The sequence below is a fragment of the Chelatococcus asaccharovorans genome, assembly GCF_003201475.1.
GTDB classification, from domain to species: Bacteria; Pseudomonadota; Alphaproteobacteria; order Rhizobiales; family Beijerinckiaceae; genus Chelatococcus; species Chelatococcus asaccharovorans.
Window position 1 is genome coordinate 15,455 of the sequence record NZ_QJJK01000005.1, and the last position, 20,081, is coordinate 35,535.

18 protein-coding genes are annotated in these 20,081 nt (G+C 65.3%); 10 read left to right on the forward strand and 8 right to left on the reverse strand.

The window, feature by feature from the left end; genetic code table 11:
* Positions 1-54 precede the first annotated feature (54 nt).
* From C7450_RS12315 to C7450_RS12360, 10 genes are all read left to right on the forward strand, one after another.
* Complete coding sequence (locus C7450_RS12315) at positions 55-1,152, forward strand: ABC transporter ATP-binding protein (protein ID WP_110374763.1); 1,098 nt, start codon at positions 55-57, stop codon at positions 1,150-1,152.
* Complete coding sequence (locus C7450_RS12320) at positions 1,145-2,050, forward strand: PfkB family carbohydrate kinase (RefSeq protein ID WP_170147221.1); 906 nt, start codon at positions 1,145-1,147, stop codon at positions 2,048-2,050. The genes C7450_RS12315 and C7450_RS12320 overlap by 8 nt, the downstream gene beginning before the upstream one ends.
* A gap of 222 nt (positions 2,051-2,272) precedes the next feature.
* A complete protein-coding gene (locus tag C7450_RS12325; protein ID WP_110374765.1) occupies positions 2,273-2,713 on the forward strand; it encodes an SRPBCC domain-containing protein in 441 nt (146 codons plus the stop codon).
* A gap of 112 nt (positions 2,714-2,825) precedes the next feature.
* A complete protein-coding gene (locus C7450_RS12330; RefSeq protein ID WP_110374766.1) occupies positions 2,826-3,278 on the forward strand; it encodes an Lrp/AsnC family transcriptional regulator in 453 nt (150 codons plus the stop codon).
* On the forward strand, positions 3,278-3,892 hold the full coding sequence (locus tag C7450_RS12335; protein ID WP_110374767.1) for a LysE family translocator: 615 nt from the start codon (positions 3,278-3,280) through the stop codon (positions 3,890-3,892). The genes C7450_RS12330 and C7450_RS12335 overlap by 1 nt, the downstream gene beginning before the upstream one ends.
* Positions 3,893-4,294: 402 nt before the next feature.
* Positions 4,295-5,566, forward strand: a complete 1,272-nt coding sequence (locus C7450_RS12340; RefSeq protein ID WP_110374768.1) for an ABC transporter substrate-binding protein — start codon at positions 4,295-4,297, stop codon at positions 5,564-5,566.
* A gap of 57 nt (positions 5,567-5,623) precedes the next feature.
* A complete protein-coding gene (locus C7450_RS12345) occupies positions 5,624-7,633 on the forward strand; it encodes an FAD-dependent oxidoreductase (RefSeq protein WP_170147222.1) in 2,010 nt (669 codons plus the stop codon).
* Positions 7,630-8,556, forward strand: coding sequence for a carbohydrate ABC transporter permease (locus C7450_RS12350; protein WP_110374770.1), 927 nt, complete (start codon positions 7,630-7,632; stop codon positions 8,554-8,556). Before C7450_RS12345 ends, C7450_RS12350 begins: the two co-directional genes overlap by 4 nt.
* A 13-nt stretch (positions 8,557-8,569) precedes the next feature.
* Positions 8,570-9,406, forward strand: a complete 837-nt coding sequence (locus C7450_RS12355) for a carbohydrate ABC transporter permease (RefSeq protein WP_170147223.1) — start codon at positions 8,570-8,572, stop codon at positions 9,404-9,406.
* A 12-nt stretch (positions 9,407-9,418) separates the two neighbouring features.
* Entirely contained in the window at positions 9,419-10,096 is a 678-nt protein-coding gene (locus C7450_RS12360) for a GntR family transcriptional regulator (RefSeq protein WP_110374772.1), read from the forward strand.
* A 7-nt stretch (positions 10,097-10,103) separates the two neighbouring features.
* On the opposite strand, the gene arsK is transcribed toward C7450_RS12360, so the two are convergent.
* From arsK to C7450_RS12400, 8 genes are all read right to left on the reverse strand, one after another.
* Positions 10,104-11,327 (reverse strand): arsenite efflux MFS transporter ArsK, encoded by a 1,224-nt coding sequence (gene arsK / locus C7450_RS12365; protein ID WP_110374773.1) that lies wholly within the window; start codon positions 11,325-11,327, stop codon positions 10,104-10,106.
* Between the two features lies 1 nt (position 11,328).
* The gene (gene arsH / locus C7450_RS12370) at positions 11,329-12,039 is read right to left on the reverse strand and encodes an arsenical resistance protein ArsH (RefSeq protein ID WP_110374774.1); all 711 of its coding nucleotides are present in this window, start codon (positions 12,037-12,039) and stop codon (positions 11,329-11,331) included.
* Positions 12,039-13,094, reverse strand: coding sequence for an ACR3 family arsenite efflux transporter (gene arsB / locus C7450_RS12375; protein WP_110374775.1), 1,056 nt, complete (start codon positions 13,092-13,094; stop codon positions 12,039-12,041). The genes arsH and arsB overlap by 1 nt, the downstream gene beginning before the upstream one ends.
* Before the next feature lie 9 nt (positions 13,095-13,103).
* On the reverse strand, positions 13,104-13,529 hold the full coding sequence (gene arsC, locus C7450_RS12380; RefSeq protein ID WP_110374776.1) for an arsenate reductase (glutaredoxin): 426 nt from the start codon (positions 13,527-13,529) through the stop codon (positions 13,104-13,106).
* A gap of 8 nt (positions 13,530-13,537) precedes the next feature.
* Entirely contained in the window at positions 13,538-14,080 is a 543-nt protein-coding gene (locus C7450_RS12385) for an arsenate reductase ArsC (protein WP_110374777.1), read from the reverse strand.
* Positions 14,081-14,099: 19 nt separating this feature from the next.
* Positions 14,100-14,435: an ArsR/SmtB family transcription factor gene (locus tag C7450_RS12390; RefSeq protein ID WP_110375111.1), complete on the reverse strand. Its 336-nt coding sequence runs from the start codon at positions 14,433-14,435 to the stop codon at positions 14,100-14,102.
* 370 nt (positions 14,436-14,805) lie between these two features.
* The gene (cydC, locus tag C7450_RS12395) at positions 14,806-18,408 is read right to left on the reverse strand and encodes a thiol reductant ABC exporter subunit CydC (protein ID WP_110374778.1); all 3,603 of its coding nucleotides are present in this window, start codon (positions 18,406-18,408) and stop codon (positions 14,806-14,808) included.
* 77 nt (positions 18,409-18,485) lie between these two features.
* On the reverse strand, positions 18,486-19,940 hold the full coding sequence (locus tag C7450_RS12400) for an ABC transporter ATP-binding protein (RefSeq protein ID WP_110374779.1): 1,455 nt from the start codon (positions 19,938-19,940) through the stop codon (positions 18,486-18,488).
* Positions 19,941-20,081: the final 141 nt, after the last annotated feature.

The following is a 20,081-nucleotide window of genomic DNA, read 5'->3' on the forward strand; positions in this document are numbered from 1 at the left end:
GTGTAATTACTGTGCTTTAAAAAGAAAAATTGTCAACACGGGAGCGAGACGAAAGTGGCAGAGTTGACACTGCGGACCGTGGAAAAGCGGTTTGGCAACGTCCAGGCCGTCAAGGCCGTCGATCTCGATGTGGAACACGGCGAATTCATCGTGCTGGTGGGGCCGTCCGGCTGCGGCAAGAGCACGCTGCTCAGGATGATCGCCGGGCTGGAGGAGATCTCTTCCGGCGAGATCATGCTCGATGGTCGCAGCCTGAATGCCGTTGCGCCGCGCGACCGCGACATGGCCATGGTGTTTCAGGACTATGCGCTCTATCCCCATATGACGGTTGCGGAAAACCTCGGCTTCGCGCTGAAGATGCGCGATATGGCGGCCGCCGCCATCGAGGAGAAGGTGCATGCGGTCGCGCGCATGCTCGAGCTCGATGCATTGCTCGAGCGCAAGCCGAAGGCGCTCTCCGGCGGGCAGCGCCAGCGCGTGGCGCTGGGACGCGCGCTGATCCGCGATCCCAAGGTCTTTCTGTTCGACGAGCCGCTCTCGAACCTCGATGCCAAGCTCAGGGTCGGCATGCGCATGGAGATCCGCAAGCTGCAGGTCGCGCTTGGAACGACAAGCATCTACGTCACCCATGATCAGATCGAGGCCATGACCATGGCTGACCGGATCGTGGTGCTGAAGCTCGGCGAGGTGCAGCAGATCGGCACGCCGATCGATATCTACCAGAGGCCGGTCAACAGCTTCGTCGGAACCTTCATCGGCTCGCCGCCGATGAGCCTGGTGCCCGCCAGGCGCCGCGGGGAAAACGGCGAGGCCGTGCTCGCCTTCGGCCGGGGGCATGACATACGCCTGCCGCCGGAGCGCGTGGAAGCGCTGACGCGCGCCGGCGTCGACCAGGTCGAGGTGGGACTTCGTGCCGAACATATATCGCTGGCCGAGCCGGGCGATGCTGACGGCGCGGCCTTCACCTCCGACGTCATCCTCGTCGAGGAGCATGGCGCCGATTCGATCGCCGTCGTGACGCTCGGAGAGCGCGAGGTGATGGCGCGGGTGAAGCCCGGCGCCGCCCATGTCGGCGACAAGGCCCGGCGCTTCCGCCTCGATGTCGACGCGCTCCATCTCTTTCATCCAGAGACGGGCCGACGCCTTGTTTAGCGCCAATCCGGCAGAGGTGTTCTGCCTCGGGCTCGCCATCCAGGACACCATCCTGACGGTCGCGTCGATTCCCACCGAACCCGTCAAGATCTACGCCGCGGCGCGCCGCGAGGCGGGTGGCGGGCCGGCCGCCACCGCCAGCGTGGCGATCGCACGCCTCGGCGGGAAGGCAAGCTTTGCCGGCCGCCTTGGCGACGACCGGACAGGAGCGGCGCTGCGCCGCGAGCTCGAGGATGAGATGGTCGACGTCACCTGGTTGCGCCATTTCGCGGGCGTGCAGTCGCCCGGGTCGGTCATTCTTGTCGATGGCAAGGGCGAGCGGCTGATCGTCGCCTATGCCGACCCGAACCTGCCGCGCGACGCTAGTTGGTTGACCCCGTCCAGGCTGGGGGACGCCGTGCTGTGCGACCTGTCATGGCCGGAAGGCGCCCTGCAATGCCTCAGCATGGCGCGCGAGGCCGGCATCCCCTCCGTGCTCGACGCCGACATCTCCCGCCATAGCCGCGAGCAAGTGGCGATGCTGGTTGCCGCCGCGGATCATGTGGTGTTCTCGCGACCCGGACTGGCTGAATTCACGGGCACCGACGACATGGAAGCCGGGCTGCGCGCGGCGGCCCGTCCCGGGCATCGGCTCATCGGCGTGACCGATGGTGCCGACGGCCTGTTCTGGCTCGACGACGGTCCTATCCGCAATGCGCGGCCCCCCCGCGTCGATGTGGTCGATACCGTCGGCGCTGGCGACGCGTTCCATGGCGCCCTGGCGCTGGCACTGGCGCGTCACGACGGCCTCGAGGAGGCCATTGCCTTTGCCAATGCGGTCGCGGCGTTGAAATGCACGCGGCCGGGCGGTCGCGCGGGGCTGCCCACAGCGGACGCTCTCCTGCGCTTCACCGGATAAGCAACCTCCGCCCCCATCGCGCGCCTGCGCGACTGCTTCGGGGGGCCGATAAGGCGTGTCCCGGTCGGGAATGATACGAATTTCGGATCAGGGACACTGGCATGTGACAATGCGAGCTTGTATCAGCTGCCGGCGTGGCATCCCGGCTTCGCCTCGTCCGGAATCCGACAGGCCTTGCCGCGTTGCGCCGGTGAATGCGTCGCAACCCAGCGAGGATCGGGCATGTTTCGTCACACGCTCACGACACAGATCGCGATTGCGGCGCCCGCCGCGCGGATCTGGCAAATCCTGATGGACTTCGCGGCCTATCCCGAATGGAACCCCTTCATTCGGAGCGCCCAGGGCACACCGCAGCCGGGCGAAAGGTTGACGGTCCATATCCAGGCGAGCGGAACCAAGGGCATGACCTTTCGCCCGAAGGTTCTGGCAGCCACCCCGGAACAGGAATTGCGCTGGCTTGGGCACCTCGGCATCCCGGGACTGTTCGACGGTGAACATCTGTTTACGCTGCATCCGGTATCGGCAACCGCCTGCGCGTTCCAGCAGGCCGAAGCCTTTCGCGGCCTTCTCGTGCCTTTGTTCCGCGGCGCGCTCGACCGCGATACGAAACGCGGCTTCGAGGAGATGAATCAGGCGCTGAAGGCGCGGGCCGAGGCGGCGTGAGGCGTTGGCCAGGCTGCGGCGCCCCCTAGTGAGCCGCAAATTTTCCCGATAGTATGTTTTTCTATAGAAAATTTTCCTTGAATTCTCTTCTTTCATATTTATTTTTGCGGTCATGGACGAGATTGACCTCAAAATCATCAGCCTGCTGTCTGAAGACGGCCGACGCTCGCTCGCCGATATCGGCGGCACGGTGGGGCTGTCCACATCGGCGATCAACGAGCGCATCCGCCGCCTGGCCGGCACGGGAGCCATCCGCCGCTTCACCGTGGAGGTGGACCCGGACGCGATCGGCCTGCGGACGCTCGCGTTCATCTGGGTCGCACTGCGCGATGATGCCGATGAAGCGGCATTTCGGGCATTCGCGGCTGCGCATCCCGCTATCCTCGAATGTCACCACGTCACCGGCGCCTGGTCCTATCTCGTCAAGGTGAGGGTCGGCGGTACGGCGGAGATCGAGGGCTTCCTCAACGAGCTCAAGGCGCATCGGTTTCTCGGTCGCAGCGAAACCGTCATCGCGCTGTCTTCCGCTGTTGCCGGCCCCTTCATTCCGAAGGAACCGCGGTGATGGACCCGTTGCTCTTCTGGAAAAGCCTTCTGCTCGGCCTGGCGGTTGCCGCCCCTCTCGGGCCGATCGGCGCCCTGTGCATCAATCGGACACTGGAGCGAGGCTTCGCGGCGGGGGTGGCCGGAGGACTGGGGACCGCGCTGGCGGATGGACTCTATGCCGCGCTGGCCGCATTCGGCTTTGCGGCCTTTTCAGAGGTCCTCACCAGCGTCGACATGCCGCTGCGCATCGCCGGTGGCGCCTTCATGCTCTGGCTCGGATGGAAAAGCCTGACGCCGCACCTGCCGAGGACCGTAGCGGAGGCAACCACCCGCGATCTCATGGGCACGACGGCGGCCACATTCCTTTTGACGCTGACCAACCCCATGACCATCCTGTCCTTCGCTGCACTGTTCGCGGGCCTCGGTCTCGCCGCGGCGGCGGGAACGACGGAAGCCACGCTGGTCGTTGCAGGTGTATTCGCCGGCTCGATGCTGTGGTGGTGCCTGCTCAGTGGCGGTGTGGCGATTGCCCGGCATCGCCTGCCGGCCGCGTTTGCTCGATGGATCTCGCGCATTTCGGGCGGTGTGCTGATTGCCTTCGGGCTATGGGCAATCCTGTCGGTTGCGTTCTGATGACCGCGCCCCTGCGGTCTGACCATCATTTCGCGCGCCGGCCGGGACCGCGCGCATCATTACATCCGCTGGTCGCGAGAGAGCCGCCCACGGGCAAGCGCGGCACGAGGCTCCCCCCCTGGTGCGCATCCGCGCTTGCACGAAGCGAGCTGCTGCGCGCGAACCCATGAACCGGCCCTTCCCGTCGCGTTGGATGGAATCCGCACCAGCGCGGCCGCTTTGGCCGAAAGGGAGGAATTGAGCGGCGCCACCCGTCTGCAATTGGTCACAGTCGACTAACATGTTAGTTGACGATAATCGCTGTGTTAGCTAGATATTCCCCATGCTGGCCGATGGACGCGATCCCATGACCGCGTCGAAGCTCAATGGGCCGTGCGCAAAAACAACGGGAGGAATCATCTCATGCGGTGGATTCTTGGAGCGGCCGCGGGTATCGGCTTTGCCATCACAGCGGTCCATGCGGATGCAGCAACGCTCCGCGTCTTCGCGAATTCGGCTCATCAGGCGGCCTTGCAGGGCAATCCCAAGGTGCCCGGCAGCAATCTCCAGGAGAAATTCGAGAAGGACACCGGCATCACCATCGACTGGGAGACCGTGCCGTGGCCGCAGATGCAGCAGAATCTCCTGCGTGCGCTGGCGTCCGGCAGTTCACAGTTCGACGTCGTCATGATCGAGAGCAGCTGGCCGTCGCGCGACGTGCTGGACAAGCTGGTGACCTTCGAAGCGCCTGCGGGATCGCCGGAAGCCAAGGAGTTGGACGCCATCTTCCCGCGCATGCGGGCCGCCTATACGCTGGACGGCCAGTTGAAGGGCATCCCGATCCGCTCCAATCCGCAGATCGTCCACTATAACAAGGCGATCTTTGAGGCGCGGGGCATCCAGGAGCCCAAGACCTTCGCGGATCTCCTCGCCGCAGCAGAAAAAGCGAGCTTCAAGCGGGATGATGGCGCGCCGGTGTATGGGCTCGCGCTCAAGCCGGATGAAGACATCATCGCCGTGGTCAAGGCCATGGGCGGCAACGTCGTGACCGATGATTTCGCGGTGGTCGTCAATTCCGCCGAAACGAAAGCGGCACTCGAGCGGCTGAAGGTCCTGTTCGAGAAGGGCGCCATTCCGCCCAATTTCTTCTCCATGGATGCCACCTCCGTGCAGACGATGATGCGTGAGGGGCTGGTCGCCATGTCGCTGTTCGGCGACAACTACTTCAACCGCTTCAACGATCCGGCGTCGTCACGCATTGCCGGCAAGGCCGGCTTCTTCGCCATCCCCGGCACACCGCCGCAGACCTACGCCCCCGCGAAAGTGGCCTTCTGGGCGGCAGCGCTTCCGAAGAACGGCCGGCCGGACAATCAGGACGCCGCGAAGACCTTCATCCGCTATCTCGCCTCGGCGGCCGTGCAGCTCCAGATGGCCTTGAACGGCAACGGCCCCGTGCGCGCCGATACGCTGCGGGACGCGGCCTTCCTGAAGGGCGCGCCCTACGCGTCGGCATCGATCGCCGCCCTCGACAACGCGACCCAGCCTCTGCCGATCTTCGAGGGCACCAATCAGGTGCGCGACATCTTCGTAAAGGAGGCTGTTGCCGCCATCATCGGCAAGAAGCCCGTCGACGAAGCGCTCAAGACGGCCGAAACCGATATCAAGGCCATCGTCGACAAGCGTCGGGATCGCTGAGGACATTCCGCGACGATCCCACGATCGCAGCGCCCGCCCTCGCACATGGCTGATGTGATGCAACCCTATATCCTGTCCAGAACGGCCCTCGAGCGCCGTGCGATCGACCTTCTCGTCATCGGTGGCGGCATGGCCGGCACCTTCGCCGCGCTGGCGGCGAAACGCGCGGACCCCGCGCGCTCCGTCGTCATCGTCGAGCAGAGCAACATCCTGGGTGGCCAGGGCACCGTCGGCGGGGTGGCGGGCTTCGTCGGCGACACCGCGCGGGTCAATGCGGTTTTCGCGGAGCTCGTCGCGCGGCTCGAACGGGCGGGCAAGATCGATCCCTATCGCAGCAACGACGACCGGCGCGCCTATGATCTCGAGAGCTGCGGCTTCTATCTGCAGGAGATGGTCGCCGAGGCCGGCATCGAGACCTGGCTGCATGCCGTGGCGCTGGACGGCAAAGCGCAGGATGGCTGGGTGAAGGAGGTGCTGATCAGCGTGGGGCCCACGCTCGCCGTCGTCGAGCCCGCGATGGTGATCGACGCGACGGGCAATGCCCTCATCGCCGATATCCTGGGACTGCCGACACGCCATCTCGGCGCCTTGGCGCAGTTGCCGATGAGCCTTTATTTCACGTTGTGGGACACCGGACGGCCGGTGCGCCCCTTCCTGCCCGAGGGCTGTCCCCGCTGGGACAATGACGATGATCTGCCGATGACCTCGCTGCACGGCTTCGCAGATGGCCGCATCGAGGTGAAGATGAAGGTCGTCGGCTTCGATGCCGCCGACGGCTTCAGCCTCTCGGAGGCGGAGATCCACGGCCGGCGGCAGATGATGGGGCTCATCTACCATCTGCAGACGCGCGGCTATAGGGGCAGGCACGCCGCCGGTGGCGGCAAGCCTCTCGCGACCTATACGCTGGCCTCGGTCTCACGCGCCATCGGCCAGCGGGAAGGCCGCCGCATCATCGGCCGCGCGACGCTGACCGAGGACGATATCCGCCATGCCGCCATCTTCGACGATGCTGTCGCAGTCGGCACCTATCACCTCGACTTCCACTGGCCCGACACGGACAAGCGCGCCGGCACCGGCATCACCGACATGGTGGAGCCTTACCACATTCCCCTCGGGGCGATGCTGCCGCAGGGGATGCACAATGTGCTCTGCCCCGGACGCTCGCTGTCGGGCGACCAGATGGCGCTGAGTTCCTACCGGGCGATGGCCACCTGCGCGCAGATGGGCTTTGGTGCTGGAACCGCCGCGGCGCTCGCATCGGCCTCCGGTGGCTCCCTTGCCGCTCTCGATCCCACAGCGCTGCGGGCCGCCATCGAGGCCGGCGGCCAGAGCCTCGATCTGTCGCGCTATGGCGACTATCTGCGCTGCCTGCAACTCATCGAGGAGATCATCCCGATCGCGGCAAGCGACGGCGATCACTTGATGCTGGAGCGGCTGTCCAACGGACGGACACACGCGTCGCTCATGAAAGGCAATGCTGTCGTGGCCGCTGCCCTGCGCGAACGCGCGGTCTGGTCGGCGATTGGCCCCATGGAAGACGCCGCAAGCCTGACCCCGGACACCGCCCGGCCCAATGCGGTCATCCCCGATGCGGCCGTCCCCAGTCCGGCCGTCCCGGATGCGGTCAAGGGCCAGGTGCGCTTCGATACAACCGGTGCGATCCTCGCCTTCGCGGAGGCCTGCCCCTCCTCGGCCCTGACCGAGGACGGCGCGGTGGGATGCATCCTCTTGAAACGCTGCCACCGCGGCGAAGAACGGTGGGAGCTGCATGCCACGGTCGATGAGCCGGGCCGGCTCTTCGCTCTCATCGTCGCCGGCGATCGTTTGCGTTATCGGGTTTTGTCGACGGATCACCGCAGCGCGGTCGCGCCAGACCTGATCCCGACGGCGATAGGCTGTGCCGTCGCCTTCGCCACCCACGACGGCCGCATTCATTTCTGGGAGGCGTCGGAGGATCGTTTCGCAGACATCGGCAGCCCCGCGCCCGATCCGCAGGCCCTCAAGCGGCGGCCCTATGAGGACCATCTGCTGCTTGCGGAAGCGCCGGGCCTGGAGATCGCATCGTGACCGATGTCGCGCTTTCGCGGCCTGCCGCGAGCCCGCACGCATCGCGGGTGCCGATCCGTGAAGCCTTGCAAGGCTGGTCGCTCGTCGCGCCGCTGTATCTCTTCGTCACCGCAATCATCGTCATTCCGGAAATATGGGCGCTTTATCTGAGCTTCACCGACTATTCCGTTGGGCGCACGCCGCAATTCGTCGGTCTGGCGAACTATCGCGCGACACTGTCAGCGGCTGAGTTCTGGATGGCCGCCTGGCGAACATTGCAGTTCGTCGCCATTGCCGTCTCGCTCGAGATCGCAATCGGCCTGTGGCTCGCCTGCATATTGGCGCGCCTGCGCGCCTTTCGCGGCATCATCATCGCCTGCCTGATCGCGCCCATCGCCATGAGCCATGCCGTGACGGCGACCATGTGGGGCTATCTCCTGGATCTGAACGTCGGTCCGATCAATTTCCTCACGGAAGTGATGGGCTTCGGACGCCTTCCGTGGCTGTCCTCTGAGACGCTCGCCCTGCTGACGGTGGCCTTCATCGAGTTCTGGGCCGGCATGCCGCATGTGCTGATCATGCTGTTTCCTGTGCGCGCAGCGTTGTCACCGGAGATCTACGAGGCGGCCGAGCTCGATGGTGCCACGGCCCGGCAAAGTTTCTGGCGCATTACCTTGCCGCTCATGATGCCGGCTTTGCTGATCGCGATGATCTTCCGCATCATCATCACCATGCGGGCCTTCGGCACCGTCTGGATCCTGACCAAGGGCGGCCCGCTCGAGTCGTCGGAGCTGCTGTCGATCTACCTCTACAAGACCGGATTCAGCTACTGGAATTTCGGCCAGGCCGCGGCCATTGCCTGGTTGATGCTGCTCATCACGGCCGCCGCTTCATCCCTCTACATGCTGCGTCTCTACCGGGATGCGGCAGGCACCACGACCTGAGCAGGAGCGCGAGATGGACAGCCGTAGCTCCATGACCCTACTCGACCGCATCGTTCTCGCGGTTGCCATTGCCCTGGCGGTGATCCCGATCCTCGTCGTCATCGCGTCCTCCTTCAAGGAAGGGCGGGACATCTTTTCCTATCGGCCCGTCATCTTCTTCTGGCCGACGCTGGACAACTACGCGAGCCTCGGGATGCGCTGGGGGAAATTCCAGCTTGGCCTCGGTAACAGCGCGGTTGTGACGTTAGGCTCGATCGCCCTCGTCCTCGCCGTCTGCCTGCCGGCCGCCTATGCCTTGTCGCGCCTTCCCCGGCACGGCGTCGGACGATCCTCGAGCGCGCTGCTCATCATCAAGATGCTGCCACCGCTCGTCGTCACCGTGCCGCTTTTTCCCATTTTTTCCAGCGTCGGGCTCGACAACTCGCGCGTGGGACTGATCCTCGTCTATGCCGCCTTTGAAGTCAGCCTCAGCGTGATGATCCTGAAGACCTTCATCGACGCCGTGCCGCTGGAGGTGGAGGAGGCCGCGTTCCTTGACGGCTGCGACCGGCTGCAGGCGTTCCTGAGAGTCATCATGCCGCTGATCTGGCCGGGCATCATCACGGTGGCGATCTTCGTCGCCTTGTTTGCCTGGAACGACTACATGTTCGGCCTGATCCTGACGACCTCGCGCACCGTTACGGCGCCCGTCGTCCTGGCCGACATGCTCTCGGGGATCGGTGAGGGAACCGCGACCTGGGGCGAGGTTTTCGCCGCCGCGACGCTGCAGATGATTCCCGTGCTCGCCTTCGCCTGGATCGTCCAGCGGCAGATGTTCTTCGGCGCCCTGCGCGGCGCGACAAAGGGTTAGGGTCCGACGACAATGGTCATATCCGAGCAGCAGTCGTCGCGGCAGAAGGCCTATGAAGCCTTCACCCGCCATCTTCTTGCCCATGCCCTGCGCCCCGGCCAGTTCGTCTCCCAGCGCGAGCTGGTCGAGTTGACGCGACTGCCCGTGGGCGTCGTGCGCGAGCTCGTCTCGCGCCTCGAGGCCGAGGGGCTCGTCATGACGGTGCCGCATCGCGGCATGCAGATCGCCTATGTCGGGATCGACCTCATCCGCGACGCTTTCCAGTATCGCGCGATGATCGAACGTGAGGCCGTCGCCTCCTACGCCGCCACCGCCAGCGACGAGGAGATCGCCCGCTGGCGTCAGGCGCATGAGGCCATCCTGGAGACCTGTGAGCGGGGCCTGGGGGATCAGGATCCCGCGGCCTTCCTGGCCGAGGCGCAGACGACGGATTTCAGTTTCCACACGACGATCGTCGATGCCCTCGGCAACGCCATCATATCCGATGCCTATCGCGTGAATTCCCTGAAGCTGAGCCTCGTGCGCCAGGAGCGCGGCCGGCTGACCATGGCCTTGCTGCCGCTCGCCATGCAGGACCATCTGGCCATCATCGCAGCCCTCGAGCGCCGCGATGCCGTCGGCGCCGCGCAAGCCATGGCGACGCATGTCATGCGCGGCCGGAATCGTTCGCTCGGCATAGACGGTCGGTAACAGCCCCTCAGCGCGGTAACATTCCGTCCCCCAACTGCCGCACGGGAACGACGGCGACGAGGCGGGCGATGGCCGCGAAGGCAACGACCGCGCAGCCTCCAAACAAGGCTGCAACAGCCAGTGCTCCCTTCACGCCGATCTGGTCCATCATCAGCGCGAATGCGAAGGGCGCCGCTGATCCGACGATGAGGCGGACGGACATCATCTGCCCCTGACGCGCGCCGTATCCTTCGGCGCCAAACAGCGCCAATGGCAGTGTCCCTCCGACAATGCTGTAAAGACCATTGCCCATTCCGAAGAGGACAGCAAACAGCATGGCACCGGTGAAGGACGGCGCGGTGACGAGCAGCAGGACCAATGCGATCGGCAAAAGTGCGGCCGAGACGATGGCGAGGGAGGCCTGCGACAGTTCCCTGCCGAAGATCATGTTGATGAAGCGGCTTGCCACCTGTGACGGCCCGAAAAGCGCGCCGACGGCAACGCTGGCCAAGCCGAGCCCGAGCGCTCCGAGCATGGGCACCATGTGGACGAGGATGGCCGAGCTGATGAAGCTCTGCAGGGCGAAGCCTGCCGCCATGAGCAGGAAGCCCTTGCTTCGTGCCTCAGGTGGAAGGCTGCTGTGCGGGGATGGAGGCTTTCGGGCACCGTCACCATCGGCCGGTTCCGCGGCGATGGGGAGGCGCCGCGACATCCACAGATGGATCGGCAGGCACAGCACCACATGCATGAGGGCGAATACGAGATAGATCTGCTGCCACGTCAGGAAGTCGTGCAACCAGGTCGACAGCGGCCAGAATATGGTCGAGGCGAAGCCCGCGATAAGCGTCAGATAGACGATGCTGCGTTGGGCGGTTCCCGGATGGCGCTGGACCAGCAACGGGAAGGCCGCGCCGTACTGAACCAGTGTCGCGGCGATCTCGATCGCGAACAGGGCTGGGACGAAGAGGAATCCATAGGGCGCCAGCGCGCAGGCAGCGAGAGCCAGCGCCGCAGCCATCGAGCCGACCGCCATGACGCGGCCAGCGCCGAAACGATCGATCCAGCGTCCCGCCCAGGGGGCAACCAGGCCGCCGGTCAGCAACGCGGCCGAGAGCGCCGCGAAGATCCATTCGCTCGGCCAGCCGAAGTCGCGGGCCATGGCGGGTGCTAGAATGCTGAAGCTGTAGTAGAGCGTTCCATAGCCGATGATTTGCGTCACGCCGAGCGCTGCGACGTCTATCCAACGGCCCATGTCAGATGGCCTCGTGCCTGGTCCGGAGGGCCAGCTTCTCAGCCGCTTCCTTGCGCTCCGAATATCGGTCAGTCAGATAGGAAGAGACATCGCGCGTCAATAGCGTGAACTTGACCAACTCCTCCATCACATCGACCACGCGGTCGTAGTAGGAGGATGGTTTCATCCGGCCGGCCTCGTCAAACTCCTGATAGGCCTTCGCGACGGACGATTGATTCGGGATCGTGACCATCCGCATCCAGCGACCGAGCACGCGCATCTGGTTGACGGCGTTGAAGCTCTGTGAACCGCCGGACACCTGCATGACGGCGAGCGTCCGCCCCTGCGTCGGCCTGATCGCGCCGACCGACAGGGGTACCCAGTCGATCTGCGCCTTCATGACCGCGCTCATGGCGCCATGCCGTTCCGGGCTGGTCCAGACCTGGCCCTCCGACCAGTGCGACAGGTCCCGCAGTTCCCGTACCTTCGGATGATCGACCGCGGCACCATCCGGCAAAGGCAGGCCGCTCGGGTCGAAGACGCGCGTCTCGGCTCCGAACTGTGCCAGCAGCCGCTCGGCCTCCAGTGTCAGAAAGCGGCTGTAGGACCGCGCGCGGAGCGAGCCATAGAGCAGCAGGATGCGGGGCGGATGGGTCGAAGGCGTCGCGCGCAACCGATCGGTGCTGGGGATGTCGATGCAACCGGCATCGACATTGGGAAGGTCAGGCAGCATCAACGCCTCGCCTCTGCAGCGGCCAGCGTTTTGCCGCCGCGCTCGTACCAGCCTTGCGAGCGGTTCACAATCCAGACGACAGAGAGCATGACCGGCACCTCGATGAGCACGCCGACCACCGTGGCGAGCGCCGCCCCGGAATGGAAGCCGAACAGGCTGATCGCCGCGGCCACCGCCAGCTCGAAAAAGTTGGACGCGCCGATCAGCGCCGAAGGACCGGCGACGCAATGCTGCTCGCCGGCGACCCGGTTGAGGAGATAGGCAAGCCCCGCGTTGAAATAGACCTGAATCAGGATCGGCACCGCGAGCAGCACGATGATGAGCGGCTGCGCGATGATCTGCTCGCCCTGGAAGCCGAACAGGAGCACCAGCGTCGCCAGCAGGGCGACCAGAGAAACCGGTCCGAGCGTGCCGAGAACCCGCTCGAGGGCCGCTTGCCCACCGGTCGCCAGCAGGCGGCGGCGCATGACCTGCGCGATGATCACCGGAATGACGATGTAGAGCACGACGGACAGGACGAGCGTGCCCCACGGCACGGTGATCGCCGACAGACCGAGCAGCAAGCCGACGATCGGCGCGAAGGCGACCACCATGATCGCGTCGTTGAGCGCCACCTGGCTCAGCGTGAAATGCGGCTCGCCCTTTGTGAGGTTCGACCAGACGAACACCATCGCCGTGCACGGCGCGGCGGCCAGGATAATGAGGCCGGCGATGTAGCTGTCGATCTGGTCCGCCGGCAGGAGCGGACGGAACAGCCAGCCGATGAACAGCCAGCCGAGCAGCGCCATGGAGAAGGGCTTCACCGCCCAGTTGACGAAGAGCGTCACGCCGATGCCGCGCCAGTGCCGCCCGACCTCGCCGAGGGTGGCAAAATCGATTTTCAGGAGCATGGGAATGACCATCAGCCAGATCAGCACCGCGACCGGCAGATTGACCTTGGCGATCTCGGCCGCCCCGATCGCCTGGAACAGACCCGGCATGATATGGCCGAGCGCGATGCCGGCAACGATGCAGAGCGCAACCCAGAGGGTGAGATAGCGTTCAAAGGTGGACATGGATGCCTCTCAAGCCGTCGCCACGCGGCGGCCGTGCTCATCCACGACCCGCTCGCCGTCTTCCTTGACGAATTCGCCCCGCTGAGGCGGAAGCAGGGCGAGCACGTCCTCGGACGGCCGGCAGAGCCTCACGCCCTTGGGGCTCACGACGATCGGGCGATTGATCAGGATCGGATGCGCCAGCATGGCATCGAGCAGCTGATCATCGGTCAGCGCGGGATCGCCGAGACCGAGCTCCGCATAGGGCGTGCCCTTCTCGCGGATGACGTCGCGCACCGACAGGCCCATGCGTGCGACGAGCTGGGTCAGCATCGCCCGCGATGGCGGCGTCTTCAGATATTCGATCACATGCGGTTCGATACCGGCATTGCGGATCATCGCCAGCGTGTTGCGCGAGGTGCCGCAGTCGGGGTTGTGATAGATGATGACGTCCATGGCCTGCCTCACGCTGCGCTGTTGCGGGGGGAGGAAGCGCCTTCCGAACGCCCGATCTCCGTGAGGCTCGCGCGTAGGGATGCCTTGTCGAGGCTCGCCACGGGCAGCGCGGCAAAGGCTGCGATCCGGTTCTTGAGGTGGCGGAAGGCGGCGATGAAAGCAGCCTTCTTCTGAATGTCCGTGCCCTCGACCGCCGCCGGATCCTCGATCCCCCAATGGGCCGTCATCGGCTGCCCCGGCCATACCGGACAGGCTTCGCCGGCGGCGTTGTCGCAGACGGTGAACACGAAATCCATCACCGGCGCGTCCGGTCCTGCGAACTCATCCCAGTTCTTCGAGCGGAAGCCCTCGGCCGGATAGTCGAAATCCTGCAGCACCGCGAGCGCTATGGGATTGACGGCGCCCTTCGGCTGGCTGCCCGCCGAGAAGGCGCGAAAACGGCCGGCGCCATCCTTGGCGAGGATGCTTTCGGCCATGATCGAGCGGGCCGAATTGCCGGTACAGAGAAAGAGCACATTGAAGACGCGGTTGGGTTGGGCTGGCTCAGACATAGGCGGCGCCTTTCACGGGTCAACAACAGGAGGACAGCGCGGCCACCGCGGGGGCGCACACCTCGGGATGCCCCTGGCAACAGTCACGCATCAGAAATGCGACAAGGCCGGAGAGCACGGGCAGCGCCGCGCTGTAAATGATCGAGCGACCCTCGCGGCGTGAAACCACCAGCCCGGCGTGCTCCAGATGACTGAGATGGAACGATATGCGCGACGAGGTTGCGCCATCCATCGCCTCGCCGATGGCGCCGGCGGGCAACCCTTCCGGACCGGCCGTCACCAAAAGCCGCACGATCCGCAGGCGCGTTTCCTGCGACAGCGCGGCGAAGGCATCGAGCGCCTGCTTCTCGTCCATCATCATCTCAATATTTCAAGAATCATTGATATTATGGATACACGAAGAGCTGCGGCGGCGCCAGCCCTTTCGACGTCGAATGTCACGGAGACATGTCTTGCCGCGCTGCCTTGCAGTCCTACGCGTCAATGGCTAAGCGCGCGGGCACGGCTATGATGAGGACCTCGACAAAAAGTCGAGATCCGGTGATCCCGGGCGGTCGGGCGCCTCATTTCATCGGGATGGCCGGGACAGGCCCGGCCATGACCGCGGAGATGTCGGAATATCGGCTCATCCTGGGACGACGTCGGTCCGGCCGAGGCTGCCGCTTGCGGGATAGAGGATAGGGGCGCAGGCTACCGCGGTGTCCCACGACATCCCCAAGCCCCCTTCATTGGGCCGCGACCGCGGCATATCCGCCCCGCGCCGACCCGGCCGCCTGGTGACGGACCAGCTCAGCGTAGAATCCCCCCGCGTTCATAAGGTCGCGGTGGGTTCCGCGTTCAACAATATGCCCGTCCCGCATCACCAGAATTGCGTCCGAGGAGCGGATCGTTGAAAGCCTGTGGGCGATGACAATGGTTGTGCGGTCGACCATCAGCTCATCGAGCGCCCTGCGGACATGCGCCTCGCTCGCGGCATCGAGATGGGACGTCGCCTCATCGAGGATCAGGATCGGCGCGTTCTTGAGGAAGGCCCGGGCGATAGCGATGCGCTGGCGCTGGCCGCCGGAGAGCTGGACGCCGCGCTCGCCGACATTGGTTTCGAGGCCGGCTGGTAGCGATGCGACGAACGCACCCAGCGCGGCGCGCGCGATGGCGCGCTGCAGGTCGTCCGCAGAGGCATCGGGCCGCGCGATGCGGATGTTCTCGGCGAGGCTGGCGTTGAACAGATGGGTATCCTGCGCGACCAGCGCGATATGCTCGCGCAGGCTATCCAACCTGATGTCGCGCAGGTCGAGACCGTCGATGGCGATGCGACCATGCTGCGGGTCCCAGAAGCGCAGCAGCAGGTTGGCAATCGTCGTCTTGCCGGCACCGGATGAGCCGACCACCGCGACGCGGGCACCGGCAGGCACCGCGAAATCGATGCTCTCGAGCACCGGGGGCCGCGCCTTGTCGTAGGAAAACGTGACATCGGAGAAGGCAATCGACGAACCGCCGGTGGCAGCCGGCAGCAGGTTTGGCCCATCAACCACCGCAACGGGTTCGGCGTGGACGGCATAGATACGCCGCGTGGAGGCGATCGAATCGGCAAGTTGCCTGGCCGCCTGGGCAAGTTCGGACACCGGGACGAAGGCAGCGGAGGACAACAGCGCGACGAGCGGCAGAAGGGCCGGCTCGAAGGCGTGCGTATTTATCAGCAAGGCCGCCGTGGCGAGCACCGATGCCGAACCGAGGGCAGCAACCGCCTCATGCTTGGCGGCCTGGAACGACAGGTCGGCATTGAGGGCTACGCGCGTGCGGCGATAATCGGCGATGAGCGCCTGGAAGGCCTGCCGGCGTGTGGCGATGGCGCGAAAGGCGATGAGTTCGCCCAGTCCCTGCACGGTGTCGACCACGAAGGCATTGAGGCCGCCCAGCTCCGAGCGGGCGCGGCCGCCGAGCATATCCACCTTGCGCCGCTCGAAAACCGGTGACAGCGCCGCGTAGGCGAGGAATGGCAGCAGGACGAGCGCCGTCGGCCAGGCGAGGAAGGCCAGCGCGGCCAGCACCGTCAGCGGCACCGTGAGCGCGACCATCGCCGGGGCCACGACATGCGCGAAGAAATACTCGACGGTCTCGACATCCTGCGTGCCCAGCGAGACGAGATCCCCCGAGCGACGCCTCAGAAGATAGGCCGGCGCGAGCTTTTCGAGGCGCTTGTAAAGATCGACCCGCATCTGCGCGAGCAGGCGATAGGCCATGTCGTGGGAGCGCCAGGACTCGTTCCATTGCAGGAAGGCCGCAAGCGGCACGAGGGCGGCCATCCAGCCGAGATAGGCGCCAAAGGGCGTGCCCGCTTTGGCGGCAGCCACCGTGAGCGCGCTGAGTATGCTGACACCGATCAGCGCATAGACACGTCCCACGCCTGAGCCGACCGTGAGGAGCAACTGCCGGCGCCACGGCCTGATAAGGCCGAAGAGCGTCGCGAGCGTCTGGAACGGCGTGAGGGCTTCAGCGATCCTCTCGCCTTTGGTCGGTTCGAGATCCGCCGCCGAGGTCGGCGTGACGGCAGCGCCACGTGCGGCCGGCGTAGCGGCGGCCGTGAAGTCGATCACAGGATCGCCCTCGCGCAGGTCGATCTGCTCCGCCATCAGTTGCCGATAGGGTCCGTCCCGGCCGATCAGCGCGGCATGCGTGCCGCTGTCGGCGATGCGCCCATCGGCGACAACGATGATGCGGTCGGCATCGATCACGCTCGACAGGCGATGGGCGAGAACGATGGTCGTGCGCGTCTTTGCGAGGTCGTCGAGGGCTGCCTGAATGATGCTCTCATTCTCGGCGTCGACCGACGACAACGCCTCGTCGAGGACGAGGATCGGCGCATCGCGCAGCACGGCACGCGCTATGGCGATGCGTTGGCGCTGGCCGCCGGAAAGGCGCTGGCCCCGCTCACCGATGATGGTGCCGTAGCCTTGCGGCAAGGCGGTGATGAAACCATGCGCATTGGCGGCGCGCGCCGCCGCCTCGACCTGTTCGCCGGTCGCGTCGGGCCGCGCAATGCGGATATTCTCCTCGACCGTCCCGTAGAAGAGGTATGTGTCCTGCTGCACCACTGCAATCTGGTCGCGGACATGATCGGCTGACAGCGTCGTCACATCCTGGCCGCCGATGCGGATGGTGCCGGCGTCGGGATCGTAGAACCGCAGCAGCAGCTTGACGATGGTTGACTTGCCCGAGCCGCTGTAGCCGACGATCCCAATGCGCTCGCCTGCCCTGGCCTCGAACGAGACGCCTTTGAGCGCCTCGCCACGTTCGTCGGAATAGCGGAAGCGAACGTCGTCGAAGCTGAGCGATGGCTGAAGCTGCGGCGTCGCGTCGGTCTGCCGGACCTGGCGTGGCGGCACCGCCTCCAGCAAGGCCTTGATCCCGACGGCGGCGGCGTTGGCCACCATGCCGCGATGGAGGAGCGAGCGCAGGTCGCGCAGCGGGCGGAACACTTCGGTGCCGGCCATGAGCACGATCAGCAGCGCCTCGATGCTCATCTCACCATGACGGACGCGCCAAGCCCCTAGCGCGATCGCCGCGGCAGCACCGCCGGCGATGGCAAGGTCCGTCAGGGCGCGGCTCATCAGGCTGGCCTGGAGCACGAACAGGGTACTTTCGGCAAGTTGATGCGCCTTGCGCGCCAGGCGCTCGCCGAAGGCCGCGCCCTGCCCGAATGACTTGAGGGTCGGCAGCCCCTGCACGGCATCGAGGAAATCTGCGCCGAAAGCCTTGAAGGAGCGCACCCGCCGCATCGTCGATTCTTCGCCGATACGCTTGAGGACGACAGGAAGGATCAGGGCGAGGATAGCCGCGACCGAGATCACCGCGGCCACGGGAATATCCCAGAAGGAGAGGATGGCGAACAGCAGGATCGGCGCGAGCAGCGCGATCGCCAGCTGCGGCAGGAACTGTCCGAAGAAGGTCTGCAGCTGCTCGACCCCGTCGATCGTCGAAAGGGCAATGCTGCCGGTGCGGCGCTCAGCGAGCCAGGCGGGGCCGAGCCGTACGATCTGATCGTAGAGATCGAGCCGCAAGCGATCCTGAATGCGCGCGGCGGTACCATGCGCCACCATGGCGCGCCCATATTCGAGACCCATGCGTGCAGCGATCGCCGCAAGCAGCAGCGTGATGGCAATTGCCAGCTCGGACAGGGCCGCCCCCTCGAAAAGACGTGCGATCAGCCACCCGAGAATGACGAATCGCACGATTCCAAGAGCGAGGGAGATAAAACCAATGGCGATCGCGGCCGCGATGCGGGGGCGAAAACCCTTTGTGGCTGCCCAGAGTTGAGCGTCGAAATGCATGACTCATTCCAAATGCGAACTGATCGCAGTATTTACTACGCAAAATCGGGCCATAAAAGCCCGCTTTGTAGTGATAACTACAAATCAGGTGATCGCGAGGCAGGGTGAGGCCGTGTGACATCAAGGAGCCTGGCGGGGGCACAAGCCTCGGCTGCCATCACCATCCTCCGGTCGGCCATTGCGTTGGCCAAAGCGCGATCATGAGTGATCAGCAGAATTGCGAGCGCGTCCTCGTCGGCAACGTCTCGCAGATAGCGGATGACCTGTTCCTGCACCGGCGGGTCGAGGCGTGAGGTGGGCTCATCGGCGATCAGCATTTTGGGTTTGAGCGCCAGGATGCGGGCGAGCGCCACGCGCTGCGCCTCTCCGCCGCTGATCTGATGCGGCTGCCGCAGAAGGAGGTCGCGCGCCAGGCCGAAGCGCTGCAGCAGTGCCGGCACCCGCCGGAGGGCCTGATCTCCGCCCGGCAGGCGTCGCATGTCCTCGAGGCTCTGACCAAGCGACTGCCAGGGTGAGAACACCCGCGTCGGATCCTGATGCAGCTTCTGGAGTGCCACGCCGCCATTGCCATGGGGCCGGCGGATCGTGCCGCTGAGCGGCGGCGTCAACCCAAGCAGCGTGCGGCCGAGCGTGGTCTTGCCGATGCCGCTCCTGCCGAGCAGTGCCGCGATGTGTCCGGCGTGGCAGTGAAAGGTGAGATCGTCTGCGAGAACCTTGCCGTTGATGCCGATGCGCAGATGATCCGCCTCAATGACTTTGGCGGAGCGCGAGCGCTCATAGGGCCGCGCCGGCCAGGTCGAGGGATCACTCGCCACATAGCGGCGCGCGTAGGCGGTGCCGGGCGATGACAGGACCGTGGAGGCGGCGCCTCTCTCGATGATGGTGCGTTCGTCGAGGAAGGCGACTTGATCGGCCAGGGCCCGCACCAGGGCGATGTCGTGGGTGATCAAGAGGATGGCCCGCCCCCGCTCGCGCAAGGTGCTGAAGGCCCGCGCGACGATGTCGCGTCTGTCGGCATCGAGGCCCTTGGTCGGTTCATCGGCCAAGACGATACCGGCGCGGGTAACCGAGGCGATGGCGGCCATGACCCGCTGGGCCATGCCGCCCGAAAGCTCGAAGGGGCGCTTGCGATGATGCTGGCGATCGAGCTGCATGGCGGACAACGCGGCTGCCGCATCGGCTCCCGCAAAAGGTGCCTTGATCTGCTCGGCCACCTGGGCCGCGGCACTTAACAGCGGAGCGAGCGCATTGAGCGGCTCCTGCGGCAGCAGGAAAAGGTCTTTTGCCCAGAGCGTTCTCAGCGCATGCGAGTCCGCTGCGTCATAGCTGCGACCGTTGACGACGATCCGACCGGAGACTGATACGCCCTTCGGGATGAGGCCCATGATGGCGCTGCCGATCAAGCTCTTGCCGCTGCCTGTCTCACCCAGAACGGCCAGGATTTCGCCGGCAGCGACGCTGAGCGAGACATTCTCGACGATGACGCAATCGGCGGTCGCGATTGTCAGCTGTTCGACGGCAAGGGTGCTCACTCAGGCGATCTCCTCGATCCCCTAGTGGAATGAATTCGACATTCGGAGCCCGCTCGATATCGGCCGCGAGACCGAATGTCGAATTCGAAAATTCCACTAGAATCATAAACATCCTAGTGGTTCTCTTGACTCCGACATTGG